This is a genomic window from Bacillus sp. B-jedd, assembly GCF_000821085.1.
In the GTDB taxonomy this organism is placed as follows: Bacteria; Bacillota; Bacilli; order Bacillales; family Cytobacillaceae; genus Bacillus_D.
The window spans coordinates 904,144-919,862 of the sequence record NZ_CCXR01000001.1 but is presented as its reverse complement, the minus strand read 5'-3'; the positions used below and the strand labels follow the sequence as shown (position 1 = coordinate 919,862).

16 protein-coding genes are annotated in these 15,719 nt (G+C 45.0%); 5 read left to right on the top strand and 11 right to left on the bottom strand.

All coding sequences use genetic code 11. The features are described from left to right. Positions 1-15: 15 nt before the first annotated feature. Together BN1002_RS04660 and BN1002_RS04655 are read right to left on the bottom strand one after the other, a co-directional pair. Positions 16-645: a GTP diphosphokinase gene (locus BN1002_RS04660; RefSeq protein ID WP_048823847.1), complete on the bottom strand. Its 630-nt coding sequence runs from the start codon at positions 643-645 to the stop codon at positions 16-18. Positions 646-962: 317 nt separating this feature from the next. Continuing rightward, on the bottom strand, positions 963-1,325 hold the full coding sequence (locus BN1002_RS04655) for a UPF0738 family protein (RefSeq protein ID WP_048823846.1): 363 nt from the start codon (positions 1,323-1,325) through the stop codon (positions 963-965). A gap of 125 nt (positions 1,326-1,450) precedes the next feature. Between BN1002_RS04655 and BN1002_RS04650 the strand changes: the two genes are divergently transcribed. From BN1002_RS04650 to BN1002_RS04635, 4 genes are all read left to right on the top strand, one after another. Continuing rightward, positions 1,451-2,032, top strand: coding sequence for a CYTH domain-containing protein (locus BN1002_RS04650; RefSeq protein ID WP_048827736.1), 582 nt, complete (start codon positions 1,451-1,453; stop codon positions 2,030-2,032). Positions 2,033-2,194: 162 nt separating this feature from the next. Continuing rightward, positions 2,195-2,602, top strand: coding sequence for a globin domain-containing protein (locus BN1002_RS04645; protein ID WP_048823845.1), 408 nt, complete (start codon positions 2,195-2,197; stop codon positions 2,600-2,602). After that, entirely contained in the window at positions 2,599-3,465 is an 867-nt protein-coding gene (locus BN1002_RS04640) for a ClpXP adapter SpxH family protein (RefSeq protein WP_442853386.1), read from the top strand. Before BN1002_RS04645 ends, BN1002_RS04640 begins: the two co-directional genes overlap by 4 nt. A gap of 394 nt (positions 3,466-3,859) precedes the next feature. Continuing rightward, positions 3,860-4,042, top strand: coding sequence for a hypothetical protein (locus BN1002_RS04635; protein ID WP_048823843.1), 183 nt, complete (start codon positions 3,860-3,862; stop codon positions 4,040-4,042). 152 nt (positions 4,043-4,194) lie between these two features. Here BN1002_RS04635 and pepF read toward each other — a convergent pair whose 3' ends face one another. The 5 genes from pepF to spxA form a co-directional block, all read right to left on the bottom strand. Further along, a complete protein-coding gene (pepF, locus tag BN1002_RS04630; RefSeq protein WP_048823841.1) occupies positions 4,195-6,012 on the bottom strand; it encodes an oligoendopeptidase F in 1,818 nt (605 codons plus the stop codon). A 155-nt stretch (positions 6,013-6,167) separates the two neighbouring features. Next, positions 6,168-7,346, bottom strand: a complete 1,179-nt coding sequence (locus tag BN1002_RS04625; protein WP_048823840.1) for a competence protein CoiA — start codon at positions 7,344-7,346, stop codon at positions 6,168-6,170. A 166-nt stretch (positions 7,347-7,512) separates the two neighbouring features. Then, positions 7,513-9,024, bottom strand: a complete 1,512-nt coding sequence (gene cls / locus BN1002_RS04620) for a cardiolipin synthase (RefSeq protein ID WP_048823838.1) — start codon at positions 9,022-9,024, stop codon at positions 7,513-7,515. 426 nt (positions 9,025-9,450) lie between these two features. Next, positions 9,451-10,113: an adaptor protein MecA gene (gene mecA / locus BN1002_RS04615; protein WP_048823837.1), complete on the bottom strand. Its 663-nt coding sequence runs from the start codon at positions 10,111-10,113 to the stop codon at positions 9,451-9,453. 390 nt (positions 10,114-10,503) lie between these two features. Further along, a complete protein-coding gene (gene spxA / locus BN1002_RS04605; RefSeq protein ID WP_048823835.1) occupies positions 10,504-10,899 on the bottom strand; it encodes a transcriptional regulator SpxA in 396 nt (131 codons plus the stop codon). 534 nt (positions 10,900-11,433) lie between these two features. Between spxA and BN1002_RS04600 the strand changes: the two genes are divergently transcribed. Beyond that, entirely contained in the window at positions 11,434-11,643 is a 210-nt protein-coding gene (locus BN1002_RS04600) for a hypothetical protein (protein WP_331386294.1), read from the top strand. 132 nt (positions 11,644-11,775) lie between these two features. Here the strand turns inward: BN1002_RS04600 and BN1002_RS04595 are convergent, their stop codons facing one another. Genes BN1002_RS04595 through BN1002_RS04580 form a run of 4 tightly spaced genes read right to left on the bottom strand, consistent with a single transcriptional unit; the run spans position 11,776 to position 15,643 of the window. Then, positions 11,776-12,708 carry an ABC transporter ATP-binding protein gene (locus tag BN1002_RS04595; RefSeq protein WP_048823834.1) on the bottom strand — a complete coding sequence of 311 codons (933 nt, stop codon included), beginning with the start codon at positions 12,706-12,708 and terminating at the stop codon, positions 11,776-11,778. Next, positions 12,709-13,776, bottom strand: coding sequence for an ABC transporter ATP-binding protein (locus BN1002_RS04590; protein ID WP_048823833.1), 1,068 nt, complete (start codon positions 13,774-13,776; stop codon positions 12,709-12,711). 13 nt (positions 13,777-13,789) lie between these two features. Then, positions 13,790-14,704: an ABC transporter permease gene (locus tag BN1002_RS04585; protein ID WP_048823832.1), complete on the bottom strand. Its 915-nt coding sequence runs from the start codon at positions 14,702-14,704 to the stop codon at positions 13,790-13,792. A 3-nt stretch (positions 14,705-14,707) separates the two neighbouring features. Continuing rightward, on the bottom strand, positions 14,708-15,643 hold the full coding sequence (locus tag BN1002_RS04580; protein WP_048823830.1) for an ABC transporter permease: 936 nt from the start codon (positions 15,641-15,643) through the stop codon (positions 14,708-14,710). Positions 15,644-15,719: the final 76 nt, after the last annotated feature.

The following is a 15,719-nucleotide window of genomic DNA, read 5'->3' as shown; positions in this document are numbered from 1 at the left end:
CCATATAGCCATTCATTAATCTGGGTTTGTCTCTTTTTTCCTTGTAAAGAAAGCCTGTGCTTCCTGGATTTCGCCGCGTATCGTCGACATTTCCTCATCCAGCCTGAATGCCGCTTCGGCGGCACGCTGCAGCCGGGTCTTAATCGCTTCAGGGAACTGCCCCTTGTATTTGTAGTTTAGGGAATGTTCGATCGTTGCCCAAAAATTCATCGCCAGGGTCCGGATTTGGATTTCTGCAAGAATCTTTTTTTCACCATGGATTGTCTGGACCGGATAACGGATCACCACGTGATAAGAACGGTAGCCGCTCATTTTTTTATGTGAGATGTAATCCCGCTCTTCGACAATTTCAAAGTCGTTCCGGTTTCTTAGCAGCGCCACGACTTTGCGGATATCATCGACAAACTGGCACATTAGCCTGAGTCCCGCGATATCCTGCATTTCTTCCTCCAGCCTATCAAGAGGAATTCCTTTATGCTGCGCTTTATCCAATATACTAGGAATTGGTTTTACTCTGCCTGTAACAAATTCAATTGGGGATGGGCTTGAATCCAGTTCGAACTGGCCCCTCATCCCTTTTAATTTGATTTTCAATTCTTCGACAGCCTGCTTATAAGGCGCGAGAAATTGTTCCCAATTCTTCATGTATGCGTACACCCCCGGCCGGCTAATTAGAAATATTCATTTGTAATATAGGTTGTAATAAAGATTTGTCTCAAATGAGACGTTGTGGTTGATTTCCGCTCCGGGCATTTCGCTTTCCGCGGGGCATCAGTGGAGCCTCCTCGGAGCAAAGCTCCTGTGGGGTCTCCACTTGCTGCTCAATCCCGCAGGACAAACAGCTTCTTCGAATGGACTTTACACGAAGGAAATGCGTTAGCATTTTCGAGGAGTCTACATGCCTGAGCTCCCATCAACCAGCCCTTTCAAATTAAATGGGGTCATTATTACCTTCAACCTATTTAGTAAAAGATGGTCTCTACTTTGGCTGCCATTGTCTCGCCATAGTTGCTGTTTCCCTTTATATTCTCCGCGAGGTAACCAAGCTCGTCGTTGAACCCGGTAAGCCCAATCCGGCTTTCTTTGGCCTGCAAAAAGACCGGCAGGCTTTCATCGTACCCTTTTTTCATGTCAGCCCAAACCGACTCGGGCAGAAGGATATAAACATATTCATCGCCTTCCTCCATTAGATAGACGAAGGAAAGTTGGTCTGAATCAACGAGCATCTGCCCTCTTGGAGAAAGACCATCAATTGCTTCATTTGTTTTCAAAATCAATTCGCTATTTTGTATTTCGGAATCAGTCACCAGTACTCTTTTTTTCACTAAAATCAACCTCCAGCATTCACTTACCTATTTTAGCATAATAGGAGCCATTCACCCAAAAATTGCATCCTGAAAAAAAACCATGGATAATAGTTTCATCATCAAAAGGGAAAGCAGGTGTGCAAGTGGGACAGAACATTGAAATCGAATTTAAAAACCTTCTGCAAAAGGATGAGTTTGAACGGATAAGTGAACATTTCGGCCTTTTAGAGGATTCATTCAAAAAACAAGTGAACCATTATTTCGATACACAGGAGTTTTCATTAAAAGACAAAGGATCTGCGCTCCGGATCCGTGAAAAAGGAGGACAAAGCATCCTTACGCTGAAACAGCCTCATGAGGAAGGATTGCTTGAAACTGACCAATTACTTTCGCAAAAAGAAGCGGAAGCGGTCTTGGAGGAAGGAGCTCTTCCAGCCGGCAGGGTAGCCGTTGAAATTGGCAAGCTTGGGGTCAACGTCTCCGACCTGTCCTATTTCGGGACATTGGCCACAACAAGGGCAGAGCTCCCCTATCAAAACGGCCTTCTTGTCCTTGATCACAGCACATACCTCGATACCGAAGATTACGAACTCGAATACGAAGCCGCCGAATACTCCGAAGGAAAACAAACATTCGAAACCCTCCTTCACCAACTCGGCATCCCCGAAAGACAAACTCCCAACAAAATCCGCCGCTTCTACACGAGAAAACAGGAATTGAAGTGATGCAGGGGGAAGCTCCAGCGGTTCTTTCTAGTTTCTGAGGAAGCAGCGGAACCGACCCCCTGCTTCCTTTTACGGGAGCAATTTCCTTTGCAAGGCGATTTATTTGAGATATAAATAGGGCATTGCTAAAATAAAACAAACACACTCAAAGGAGTTGTCAACATGGCCGGGAATTTGCCTACGCCTTATGAGGCCCTCGGGAAAGAGACATTGCATCGGCTTGTCGATGCATTTTATGGACTGGTTGGACAGCATCCTGAGCTTGCTCCTATTTTTCCAAATGATTTTTCTGAAATTGCCAGGAAGCAAAAGCAATTTCTTACACAATATCTGGGCGGACCGGCCCTTTATACAGAAGAGCATGGCCATCCGATGATGCGCGCCAGGCATCTCCCTTTTCCGATTACCCCTACAAGGGCAAGGGCATGGCTTTCCTGCATGAGCCAGGCTATGGATGAGGTAGGCCTAGAGGGACATATTCGGGATGAATTTTATGCACGGCTCGTTCTCACAGCACAGCATATGATCAATACTCCTGAAGACGAACAACCGACAGGTGAAGCAGAATGATGGACCAAGAAAAACGGCTTTATGCGCATCACTGCCACGGCCCGGAAAAAAAGCCGATTGAAATTTATATTTTCATCGATCCGCTCTGTCCTGAATGCTGGGCACTTGAGCCAATTATGAAAAAGCTTAAGATTGAATATGGCCGCTATTTTGCCATCAAGCCTGTCTTGAGCGGCAAATTGACCATGCTGAATATGGGGAAAAAAAAGCGGTTTGAAAATATCGCCGAGCTGTGGGAAAAGACAGCAAGCCGTTCAGGGATGTCCTGTGATGCCTCCCTATGGGAAGAAAATCCGGTCATTTCTCCCTATATTGCCTCCATTGCTGTTAAGGCTGCCGAATTGCAGGGCAGGAAGCGCGGAGCCCGTTTTCTTCGCAGGCTCCAGGAAATGCTTTTTTTAGAGAAAAAGAATATCTCGAACTTCGATGTCTTAAAGGAATGTGCCCGTGCCATCGGACTTGATGTAGCGGAGTTTATTACCGATATCCATTCAGAAAGCGCGGCAAAAGCTTTTCAGCAGGATTTGAAAATCACCGCTGAAATGGAAGTCGATGAAATACCGACACTGGTTTTCTTCAATGAAAACGCGGACGAAGAAGGAATTAAAATCGCTGGTTATTACCCGTATGAAGTTTACGTTCAGGTGCTTCAGGAAATGCTTCCCGAACAACCGAAGCAATCGCCGCCGCCTTCCCTGGAATCCTTTATGCAATTTTTCCAGCTTGTGGCTTCAAAGGAAATTGCCGTAGTCTATGATCTGTCCCCTCAACAGGTGAACAGGGAAATGAAGAAGCTGCTTTTGAAGCAGAAGGTGGAGCAAATCCCGGCAAAATATGGGACGTTTTGGAGATATATCAATTAAATTCATATATAGAAAGCCGCCTGGTTTGCTGTAGAAGCACCGGGCGGCTCTTTTCTTGAGTTCGAGTTTCACTGACAAAATAAAATGAAAAATGCCCCGCTGCGGCAGGGCATTTTTCTATAATACGAACAAAGGGGATGGGAGAAATTTTTCACGGTTTCAAACAAAGGGGTATATGTTTGTTGTGATCAACTTCACGTATAGAATATACCACGGATTCAAATTGCATTTCAACTAGTTTGTGCTTCATTTCACAATATTGTCATACTTTTTCTTTTTTCTGGTTTCAGCTGCTTCAAATGCCTCATGATTGAGGCAGCAGGCATGCGAATGAATTGGACAAAAGTTCAATAAGATAGATTAAAAGACAGATTTCCGATTGGAGGATAATACGATGATCGGCCTGCGCCTTACAATCCTGATCTTATTGCTCATCTTTTCCGTCTTCATCAATCTTCTAGGGCTAATGAAAATCTTCCCGCTCCTGTTCAGCGCTCCCTTGCTATTCCTATCAATCTTCTTCCTCATATCAACCTTGAACCAGCGGAACCGTTTCAGAGGATTCCCCCCTCGCTAAAAAGTGCCTGGCACCCACTCGGACGTTAATTGTCCGATACGGGATGCCAGGCACTGACTTTTCGCAAAGGCCTATAGCATTGCTATGTCACTTGGCGAAATTACTTTATTTCAAGGCCATAAAATTATGCTATTTCCATTTTTAAAGCTTGCTTAACTAAGCAACTGTTCCATTTCACCGAGCGCTTTCTCGAATGCTTTGCATGCGTCTTCGACTGGTTTAGGACCGGTCATGTCGACGCCGGCTTTTTTGAGCACTTCGATTGGATAATCGGAGCTTCCAGCCTTAAGGAAGTCGAGATAGCGGCTGACAGCCGGCTGCCCTTCCTCAAGTATTTGCCTGCTTAATGCAGTTGCAGCGCTGTATCCAGTCGCATACTGGTATACATAATAATTGTAATAGAAATGCGGAATCCTTGACCATTCAAGCCCGATTTCCTCATCAATTACAATGTCCTTGCCGCCGAAATATTTCTTGTTCAGGTCATAATAATCACCTGTCAGCGAATCCGCGGTCAACGCCTCATTATTCTGCGCCTTCTGATGGATTTGGTGCTCGAACTCGGCGAACATCGTCTGGCGGAACACAGTCGCCCGGAAGCCTTCCAGGAAGTGGTTCAGCAAGTAAAGGCGCTTTTGCTCATCATCGATCGTTTTCAGCAAATAGTCATTCAAGAGCGCTTCATTGCATGTTGAAGCAACCTCCGCCACGAAAATGCTGTAGTTGCCATATGGGTATGGCTGACTCTTCCTTGTATAGTAGCTATGCACAGAATGTCCAAATTCGTGGGCGAGCGTAAATAGATTGTTGACATTATTTTGCCAGTTCATCAGAATGTACGGATTTGTTCCATATGCACCTGAAGAATAGGCGCCGCTGCGTTTGCCCTTATTTTCGTGGACATCCACCCAGCGGTTCTCAAACCCTTCCTTCAAGATGCTCTGGTATTCCTCGCCAAGCGGGGCCAGTCCCTTCAATACGAGTTCCCGTGCTTCGTCGTATTCAATCTCCATCTTGACGTCCTTCACAAGCGGAGCATACAAATCATACATATGAAGCTCATTGACGCCAAGAACTTTCTTCCGCAGCTTCACATAGCGGTGGAGCAGCCCGAGGTTGTCGTTGACCGTATTGACAAGGTTGTCGTACACACTTTCCGGAATATTATTTGCGGCTAGCGCGGCATGGCGCGCCGATTTGTAATTCCTGACTCTAGCATTGAAATTATCCTTCTTCACCTGGCCGCCGAGCGTGCTTGAGAACGTATTTTTGAAGTTGCCGTACGTCTCATAAACCGCCTTGAAAGCATCGTGGCGGACACGTTGATCTGCGCTCTCCAGGAACCTGGAGTAACGGCCATGCGTGACTTCCACCTCTTCGCCGTTCTCATCTTTGATGGTCGGGAATTCAAGATCTGCGTTGTTCAGCATGCCAAACGTATTTGAAGAAGCAGCCATCACTTCTCCTGCCTCGGCGAGCAACGCTTCCTGTTCGGCTGACAGGATATGCGGCCGCTGCAGGTTGATTTCTTCTAGTGCATGCTCATACAGCTTCAGTTCCGGCTTCTCTTCCAGATACCCTTTAATTTTCCCCTCGTCAATCGACAGGATTTCCGGGACAATGAACGCAAGCTGGCTAGCCGCCTGGGAATAAAGAGCCTTCATCCTGCTGTCCAGTCCCTGGTAGAATGAATTTCCCGTATCCTGGTCATATCTCATATGGGAATATGTATACATCTTACCGAGCCGCTCCAGCAGATGGTCCTGCTTCTGAAGGGCGCTATATAGGCTGTCCGCGCTTTCCTCGAGCATTCCACGGTATTCGCTAATTTCGGGAATCAATTCCTTCACCGCCTGGAATTCCTTCTCCCAAGCTTCATCTGTTTCAAAAATATCCTCCAGGCGCCATGTCTGCTCTACCGGCACCTCATCACGCGCAGGTAATTTTTTTACTGCTGATTCGTTTGCCATAATCATCCTCCATTCAGTATTTCGGTTTGCGAAGCATCACCTTTATTACTATTCTCTTTTTTCTTGAAAATTCCTGCAAATACTTTTCATTTCCTTCTCTTCTATCTTTCCCCCTTTTCGGGCAAAAATGGCCGCTAACAGAAAAGTTTTATTTTTCAACGGTATTTTCCGTAAAAAGCTTCTGATAGGACAAATTGTTCCGCATTACTTTTAGGAAAGGTAAATCCTTTTTGCAAAATAAACGTTCCCTCTCCTTTCCTTTTAAGCAGCCCGAAGGAAGAAAGCATCGCCAAATATTCCGCAGCCGCGCTCTCCTCAGATATTTCTTTTGCCAGAGGAAGCTTTCGAAAAATGAGTTGCCCCCTTTCCGCCCGCCTAAATAAACATGCCGCAGCCTCTTCGGCTGTAATAACGTCTCCGGGCAGCGCCTTTCCTAGCAAATCGAGATAAATATACATCTGCCAGATGACTGGAAACGTCGCAATCGCAGCAGCGTTATAGCATGGCAAACCAATTTCAGCCGGGAGAAGGAAAATGTTCAACCCAGCCTTATACAACTCTTCGAGAAAAAGTTGATGAGGAGACCTTGGATTAGCACCAATCGCAAGTTTGCTTCGTTCAAGCCGTTTTTTCCATTGGAACAAAGATAACCGGCCGGCTGGGACCGGGCACAGTAATTGATTAAGCTGAAGTTTTCTGAGGGGAAATGATTGGATACTGGCAAAAGCTTTTGAAGGTGAATAAGGAAGGATATTCTGGATGAGGGAAATCCGGCCGCTGTCGGGGCAATATGCTTGGATGAAGCCGGGGTTGCGGGATGATGATCGGAGAAATAAATAATCAAAGCCTGAAAGTGTGATGGTGTTTCCCGAAATGGAAGGCAACCGCGAACCGCCGAGAATCCATATAGGGATATAACCGGCGTTAACATAGTTCTCTGTCCTTTTGATTAATATATTATCTGGAATTGTGCTGCATTGAAACTCAAGGGCATACAGACGGTTTTCGTAGTGGAAAGTAATGTCGGGGCGCTGGCGGATATGAGGATCGTATCTCTCCGCAGCTACGGGAATATTTTGACGAAAAAGCCACCGATACAGTCCGCCTTTCCCGGCTAAATGATAGTCCGATTCCCGTTCAAAATTGCTTTCTTCACAGGCATGGCTTAAATGGGAAAAGTGGAAGATCCTTTTTTCGCCCAGCTTGATCCTCAGCTTTCCGCCGCACATCGGGCAGAAAAACTCTTCATGCTCCCGCCAATATTCCAGCGTGGCGCGTGAATACCCGTTGGCCAGGCAAATCCTTCCGCCGTTTTTTGTGTTCGCCGTTAACAATGGCAACCTCTCCTTTAAAGGGAATTCCTCTGATTCTTTAACCCTTTTACCATTCGCCACTCCCCTTTCCGAATCCTTTTGAAATAGCAGCTATATGTGTCAAATCCGTGATTTTCCCGGCAAGAAAAAAACCAGCCTTCGGAAAAATAACCGGCTGGTTCCTTCTTTATAAAAGCGGAGACATAAGTCTTGAGGTAGACTCTAAAAGTCTGTAGCCGAGATGGCGTTTCTGGAAGCTTTCCAGTTCCAGCTTTTTCGAATCCTTCATATCGTTCAGATAGTCATTGACGAGCTTTCGTGTGCTATCAGTCCTGTATAGGAACGCATTGACCTCAAAGTTTAAATGAAAGCTTCTCATATCCATATTTGATGTACCAATTGAAGCCAGTTCACCGTCAACAATCACGATTTTGCTGTGCATGAAGCCTTTCTGGTACTCATACACTTTCACGCCAGCCTCGAGAAGGTCAGGAAAATAAGACCTGGATGCATGAAAAACAATCCGCTTATCTGGTTTATCTGGAACGAGCAGCCTCACGTCTATACCGCTAAGCGCGGCCACCTGTAAAGCGGATTTTATATCCTCATCCGGAATGAAGTACGGCGAGGCGATCCAGACTGATTTTTGCGCGGAAGTAATCATCGAAAAGAAAATTTTCTTAATAGCTGTCCATTCATTATCAGGCCCGCCAGCAATGAGCTGTACCCCGCCTAAATCCCGGCCTGCCGGTACTTGGCGAAGATAGTCATCCGTGAGCAGGCTTTTATTCGTCATGTAATACCAGTCCTGCAGAAAGATAAGCTGCAGGGAACGGACAGCGTCCCCCTTCAGCATTAAATGTGTATCTCGCCAGAAACCGATTTTTTTGACCCGGCCCAAATATTCGTCACCGATATTCAGCCCGCCGACAAAACCGGTTGTCCCATCAATAACAATAATTTTCCGATGGTTCCTGAAATTGAATTTATTATTTAAGAACGGGAGTTTAACAGGACCGAATGGGATGACCTCAACTCCGGCTTTCTTTAAATCCGTGACATACTTGCGCGAAAGCTGCCAGGAACCTACTGCATCATACAGAAAACGGACCTCGACCCCTTCACGGGCTTTCCTGCATAAGATTGCCTTGATTTCCCTGCCGATCTCATCGTCTCTGACAATATAATATTCAAGATGTATATGGTGCTTCGCTTTTTTCAGTTCCTTCAGGATATGTCCGAAGGTTTCACTGCCATTCGCAAGGGTCTTCGTTTCGGTTGTAAACGAAATTGGACTATTTCCAAGCCTTTGCGCAAGAGTGACCAATTTATGTTGCTGACCTTCATACTTCGCTTGCCTACCTGCCGGGAGTTCGTTAATATCCCCTTCAACTGTCAAAAATGCCTGCTTATCAAGAAAGTACTTTTTACGAAAAATACGTTCTTTTTTATAATTGCGGCCGAATAACAGATAAAATATGAAGCCGAGGAACGGAAAACTGCCAAGGACTACTAGCCATGTTATCGTCTGGGTCGGGTGCCTGTTTTCGAGAAAGATAACCAGCCCAATAAAAAAGACTGAAAAAGTTATGATCAAACTGAAAACCTGAAAAACATCCGACTCGAGATTTTCCCGAAAAATAAAAATGGCTGCCGCCAATATCAATAAAAATAATAATACTCTCACTGTGTTTTTCATCTCTATCACCGCCGTTATCCTTACAATACGAAAGAAGGAACACGAAGTTCCAAAAACCGTGCTATTTTCTTGTATTCAGGCATTTTCAGTTGCCGCCTATTTTCATCATGCCACAATGGCCGGCCATTTCCTAATGAAAGCAAGCTTATATACTTTTCCACTATTGTTTTATTTTTAAAATTAAGGCATCGTTATCCTTGATTGTTGATTTCCACTCCGGGGACATGCTTTCCGCGGGGCGGACCGTGGAGCCTCCTCGGCGTCATAGACGCCTGTGGGGTCTCCACGTGCCGCTTCATCCCGCCGGAGTCAGTCCCCTCCGTTCCAATCAACTTCATTGTAGATCAAAATTCAGCTTTAACTAGCCAAAAATTAAAAAAGCCGATTCCGGGATGCCTATTGTTAGGCCCTGAAATCGGCTCCTGATTAAAAATGCTTGCGAATTTCGGAGAAGACATCCTTGGCAATTACTTCTTTGCCGTACTCTTGAAGGCGGTGAATCGTCAATTGGCTTTCTTCCCCGTACTCAAGAAGGATGCTCAGCAAGTCATCGATTTTTTCTTCCTCAAACTGCTCTTCCGGAAATTCAACATACAAATAATATCGATTTTCATAGTGGTAAAGGCTGGTTTCTATTCCATCAAGGCCTCCGCGCTTGGAAAGCTGAATGATATCTTCAAAGTCACGGAAGGATAGCAGAAAATCAAGTATCCCTTGATCCTCTTCAGCTCCTTCTTCATTCCCCGAAGTAAAGTGATGATCAAGCATTTCTTCAATCTGATCATCCACTGGAAAGTCCTTAAGCTTCTCATTTGGGACAGGCAATTCGAATTTCTGGCCATCCTTCGACAACTGCGCTTTGGTGACGAGGACTTCAAGGCCTTTGTCTAATGCCTGAACCTGTATCCATAACGGGCCTTCGACAATAAATTCTTCCTCCTGATGGATTTCGTCCATCATTTCCCAAAAAAGTTCTTCGCTCCGTTCCCTGTTATACCAGATTTCTTCACGGTCGAAGCCTCTTTCTTCTATATCTATATAAGAGATGTAAAACTTGACAGTATTTTCATTAATGCGTTCAATCTCCATTTTTAACTCTCCCTTCCGGCAGCAAGAGTGAAGGGACTGATTACCCCCATGCAGATGATTTTATTTATTTATCCAATACCCTGAAGCAGACTGATTATTCCAGTCCTCGCCTTGTACCTTTATTTTATGACAAATAAAGAAAATAGGGAAATAAAAGATTCTTTTTCCGAAAAAATGAGCGAATGCCCGCCCCTGCATGTAGGCCGGCATTGACACCTGATTTGTAATTGTCAGTAATGGAAGAGCCTTGCAGCTTTTCAGGGTTTCCTTATAGTTTACCAAAAGGTTGTCCAATAAACAATATTCTATAAATGGAAATAATCAAGAAAAGTAAAGGCAATTACGATGAAAAAGACCTCCACAATTCCTGGAGGTCTGAATTTACTTATATTAATTGACTAGGCGCTGAGCTTCGCGAAGTTGGAAAGTCCTGACCTTCCGTGGAAGGAAGCGTCTGATTTCGTCTTCATTATAACCGACCTGGAGCCTTTTCTCATCGAGGATGATCGGGCGGCGCAATAGGCCCGGGTTATCCTTAATCAATTCAAACAGATTCTGGAGCGGCATGGTTTCAAGATTCACGTCCAGCTTTTGGAATGTTTTAGAGCGGGTCGAAATAATCTCATCTGTTCCATCTTCTGTCATCCTGAGTATTTCCTTGATCTCATCAATTGACAAAGGTTCAGAAAAAATATTACGTTCTGTGTATGGAATTTCATGTTCTTCCAGCCATGATTTTGCTTTTCTGCATGATGTACAACTTGGTGAAGTGTATAGCGTTACCATTGGTTAATCACACTCCTTCTAAAAATAAGGCCATCTATAGGGATTTTTATGAAAATACTATTTAGATGATAATAATTTAAAATGACTTTAATTAAGTAATGTCTATTATCTATTATACTATAAATTGGCTTGAATAGGTATTGCTTTTTGAAAATAATAATTTTCCCAACTTGGACTTCCCGATTTTTTCAGGTCCACTTATAAGACGTTTTGGGGAGCAAAAAGTTTCATTCTTTAAAAACTTTTTTGATTTCTCTGAATCACCCCTATAAACAATATATAATTCGGCTCAAATCCTCTATTTATGTACGTAATTTGGCAAAATTTAAAACATATAACCTTATACCCGTCCATTTTTAACTTAAACCTAAAATATCAAAACTTTTTTGTTTTTCTCAATTATATTTTTTTAATGAAAAAGAAATGCTATTATTTTGACAGCGATTTCAATTTTAAGGCTTCTGTGATACTTTTCCTTTCCATATTGTCCGTTTTCTTTTAGAATAGAGTTATAGAGGAGATCCAAGAACGTTTTTGGAGAAAGGGGCGGTAAAAGCGATTATGGGAGAATACTTGATGGATTTTGCCATTGTCACGGTATTGGTTGTAGGCATTACTGCTTTAATGGGCGTCATTACAAACGGAATAGGCGAAAATATTTTCGGGCGTAAAAACAGATCCGAATTTACAAACCAGGCATCAAAATTCACTGCCGGCTGGAATGAAGTCGGAGGGAAAAAATAATTATACATAAAGGCCGTGTTTTCCTTTTGGAACCGCGGCTTTTTTATTTCTCTTAAGAATTTTCCCAACAAAAAACCGGCCCCGATAAAACGGGCCGGTTCTTACAGCGCGGCTGTCTGCACAGCTGCGTTTTTATCTTAGTTGGGCTTTGAATTGTTCAAATTCTTTCTCTGAGCAATAGACAAAATGCCCTGGCGTTACTTCCCTCATTTCCACTTTTTCATTTTCTCCATAGTTGTGGACGTTCGGGTCATATGCTTTTCTCTTCCGTGTCCGCTCACTGTCCGGATCAGGCAGTGGGATCGCTGACAGAAGTGATTGTGTATAAAGATGGAAAGGATTTTTATATAGCTCCTCCGCCGGCGCCAATTCAACCATCTTTCCATAATACATAACCCCGATTCTGTCACTGATGTATTTAACCATTGACAGGTCATGGGCGATAAACAGGTAAGTCAGCCCTTTTTCTCTTTGAAGTTTCTTCATCAGGTTAACCACCTGTGCCTGAATGGAAACATCAAGAGCGGAAATTGGCTCATCTGCGATGATAAAATCAGGTTCTACCGCTAAAGCGCGCGCAATTCCGATACGCTGCCTTTGTCCGCCTGAGAACTCATGCGGATACCGGTTGGCGTGTTCCTTGTTAAGGCCTACTGTTTCCAGAAGCTCATATACACGCTGCATCCGTTCTTTCCTGTTTTTCGCAAGGCCATGGATATCTATCCCTTCTGCGATGATATCCGCCACGGTCATACGCGGGTTAAGTGAGGCATAGGGATCCTGGAAAATCATTTGCATTTTTCGGTTGAATTCTTTCAGCTTCTTCGCCGATTTATGGCCATGTACATCTTCCCCATTGAAAAGGACCTGTCCATCTGTCGCATCATACAGGCGGATGATTGTACGACCCGTCGTTGACTTTCCGCACCCGGATTCACCGACAAGCCCAAGTGTTTCGCCTCTATAAATGTCAAATGTAACTCCGTCAACAGCTTTTACCATATTGGGCCTGCCAACATTGAAATGCTGTTTGAGGTTTTTGATTTCAAGCAATTTTTCAGGCATTTATTTCCCCTCCTTGACAAGCCTTGGCTCATCGAATGTAGAGGCCAGTTTCCTCATTCGCTTCTTAACCGCTTCAGGAGGCTCAACCTTTGGCGCATCCGGATGGAGCAGCCATGTTCTGGCATAATGGGTCTCCGAAATCTGGTATAGCGGAGGCTCCTGTTCGAAATCAATTGCCATGGCATATGGATTCCGAGCCGCGAAAGCATCTCCCTTAGGAGGATTTGTCAAATCAGGCGGTGTTCCAGGAATGGCAGCAAGGTCTGATTTATCGTCACTGTCCAGGCTAGGCATTGAAGCCAGCAAGCCCCATGTATAAGGATGGCGCGGGTCATAGAAGATTTCATCCACTGTGCCCATTTCCACAATTTGTCCAGCATACATAACGACAACCCGGTCAGCTACGTTTGCAACAACCCCAAGATCGTGCGTAATAAAGATAATGGATGTATCCATTTTGCTCTGGAGATCTTTCATCAGGTCAAGAATTTGAGCCTGGATGGTAACATCAAGAGCCGTTGTAGGCTCGTCCGCAATAAGGAGCTGCGGATTTGCCGCTAGGGCGATTGCGATCATCGCGCGCTGTCTCATCCCGCCTGAGAACTCATGGGGATACTGATTGACGCGCCTTTCAGGCATTGGAATACCAACAAGACGGAGCATTTCAACCGCGCGCTCTTTAGCAGCCGCGGTGCTCATATTTTGGTGTTTGATAAGCCCCTCCATAATCTGGCGGCCGACTTTCATTGTCGGGTTCAAGGAAGTCATCGGATCCTGGAAGATCATGCTGATTTCTTTACCACGGATCTTTTCCATTTGCCGTTCTTTTTTGGACACAATATCCTCGCCGTTGAAGATAATCTGCCCGGCCTTAATTTTGCCGGGAGGCATCGGAATGAGTTTCATGATAGTCTGGGCAGTCACGCTCTTCCCAGATCCGGATTCACCCACGATCGCTAATGTCTCACCCTTATTTAAGTCGAAGCTGACACCCCGGACAGCCCTTACTTCACCGCCGTAAGTCTGGAATGAGACTTCCAGGTTTTTTACTTCAAGCAATTTTGTCATTTCTCATTCCCCCTTATTTTCGAAGTCTTGGATCTAGTGCATCGCGCAATCCATCACCGATTACGTTAAATGCGAAAATGGTCAAACAGATGAACGTTGCCGGGAAGAATAACCGCCAAGGGTAATATTTCAGTGCCGGCAGGCCATCAGAAGCCATTGTTCCCCAGCTCGCTAGCGGAGGTGTCAATCCAAGCCCCAGATAACTAAGGAATGATTCGGTAAAAATAGCCGATGGAATCGACAGGGTCATCGTGACCAATATCGGACCCATTGTATTCGGAATGAGGTGTTTGCCCATGATACGCGGCAAATCTGCTCCCAATGTTCTTGATGCCAAGACAAACTCCTGGCCTTTCAGGGATAGCACCTGCCCCCGTACGATCCTGGACATGTTTATCCAGCCCGTTATCGTCATGGCAAGAATCATAGTCCCTACTCCTTGTCCCAAAACAACCATTAACAGGATGACGAGCAGCAAATATGGAACTCCCCAAAGGATATCGGCTATCCGCATCATGATATCATCCGTGCGCCCGCCCTTGTATCCTGCTAAGCCGCCATAGAAAACACCAATGAAGAAGTCAACAAGAGCAGCTGCAACACCGATGAACAGGGAAATACGCGCTCCCTCCCATGTACGGGCAAAAACATCGCGGCCAAGGTCATCAGTTCCAAACCAGTGGTCACCATTTGGCGCCTTGTTAGTGTTCATTAGATTGTTTGTCCGATAATCATGATCGGTCATATATGGTCCAAAGATTGCCATGAAAATCAAGAGTATGAGGAGAACGACTCCAAACATGGCAAGCTTGTTTTTTCGGAAACGAATGACGACATCCTTCCAGAATGACAGGCTCGGTTTTTCGATTTTTTCAGCTTCCGAAGCCCTTGATCCAACAACCTGGAATTTCTCTTTAGGTATCTGCATTGTTTATTCTCCTTTCTTTCCGCCAGCCAGTTTAATTCGCGGATCAATTAAGCCATACGCGATGTCGACCAGGAGAATAGCCATCAGCAGGATGATACTGAAGAATACGGTAACACCCATGATAACTGTATAATCGCGGTTGGTGATTGATGTTACAAAATGGTTCCCCAATCCAGGGATACCAAAAATCTTCTCAATAACAAAGCTTCCTGTAATTACACTTGCTGAAAGCGGTCCAAGATAAGTGACGACAGGCAGCAGCGCATTCCGGATCGCATGTTTGACAGTGATAACCCTTTCGCTAAGTCCTTTTGCCTTCGCTGTCCGGATATAATCATTGGACAGTACTTCAAGCATGCTCGACCTGGTCAGACGCGCGATAAAAGCCATCGGCGTAGACGCAAGTGCGAGTGCCGGCAGGATTGTATGGGTGAATGAATCCCATCTTGCAACCGGCAGGAGTTGCAGTTTAATGGCAAAAACATATTGCAGGAGCGAGGCCATGATGAATGACGGTACCGATATTCCCATGACCGCGAAAATCATCGCACCATAGTCCTGCCATTTATTATGCCTTAACGCGGCGATAATCCCTAAAAGAACACCTAATGAAACGGAAATAAAAATAGCTTCAAGTCCAAGGGCGAGTGAAACAGGAAAACCTGTCTCGATCAAATCATTGACCGTCCTTGCTTTATATTTAAACGAAGGGCCAAAATCCCACTGGGCAATCCTTCCCAGGTACTCCCCATATTGGACATACCAAGGCTGATCCAACCCATAATGCGCATTCAGCGCTTTCTCGATTTCAGCTGGCAATTGCTTTTCAGAAGTAAACGGATTTCCCGGCGCAAGCCTCATAAGGAAGAACGTGGCCGTTATTATCAGGAAAAGAGAAAGCAGCATAAACAGTAATCTTCGAATGATGTATCTGACCAAAAGAGCCCACCTCCATTGTTTGCTCCGAAGGCGCCCCTATCCATACCAGCCGAAAGGCCATTACGGGAGGCTGCCT

What these genes read in the sequence shown, in the direction of transcription:
- spxA (WP_048823835.1), bottom strand. Translation starts at nt 10,899, where the DNA reads ATGGTAACGCTATACACTTCACCAAGTTGTACATCATGCAGAAAAGCA.
- BN1002_RS04585 (WP_048823832.1), bottom strand. Translation starts at nt 14,704, where the DNA reads ATGCAGATACCTAAAGAGAAATTCCAGGTTGTTGGATCAAGGGCTTCG.
- BN1002_RS04645 (WP_048823845.1), top strand. Translation starts at nt 2,195, where the DNA reads ATGGCCGGGAATTTGCCTACGCCTTATGAGGCCCTCGGGAAAGAGACA.
- BN1002_RS04660 (WP_048823847.1), bottom strand. Translation starts at nt 645, where the DNA reads ATGAAGAATTGGGAACAATTTCTCGCGCCTTATAAGCAGGCTGTCGAA.
- BN1002_RS04640 (WP_442853386.1), top strand. Translation starts at nt 2,599, where the DNA reads ATGATGGACCAAGAAAAACGGCTTTATGCGCATCACTGCCACGGCCCG.
- mecA (WP_048823837.1), bottom strand. Translation starts at nt 10,113, where the DNA reads ATGGAGATTGAACGCATTAATGAAAATACTGTCAAGTTTTACATCTCT.
- BN1002_RS04635 (WP_048823843.1), top strand. Translation starts at nt 3,860, where the DNA reads ATGATCGGCCTGCGCCTTACAATCCTGATCTTATTGCTCATCTTTTCC.
- cls (WP_048823838.1), bottom strand. Translation starts at nt 9,024, where the DNA reads ATGAAAAACACAGTGAGAGTATTATTATTTTTATTGATATTGGCGGCA.
- pepF (WP_048823841.1), bottom strand. Translation starts at nt 6,012, where the DNA reads ATGGCAAACGAATCAGCAGTAAAAAAATTACCTGCGCGTGATGAGGTG.
- BN1002_RS04590 (WP_048823833.1), bottom strand. Translation starts at nt 13,776, where the DNA reads ATGACAAAATTGCTTGAAGTAAAAAACCTGGAAGTCTCATTCCAGACT.
- BN1002_RS04595 (WP_048823834.1), bottom strand. Translation starts at nt 12,708, where the DNA reads ATGCCTGAAAAATTGCTTGAAATCAAAAACCTCAAACAGCATTTCAAT.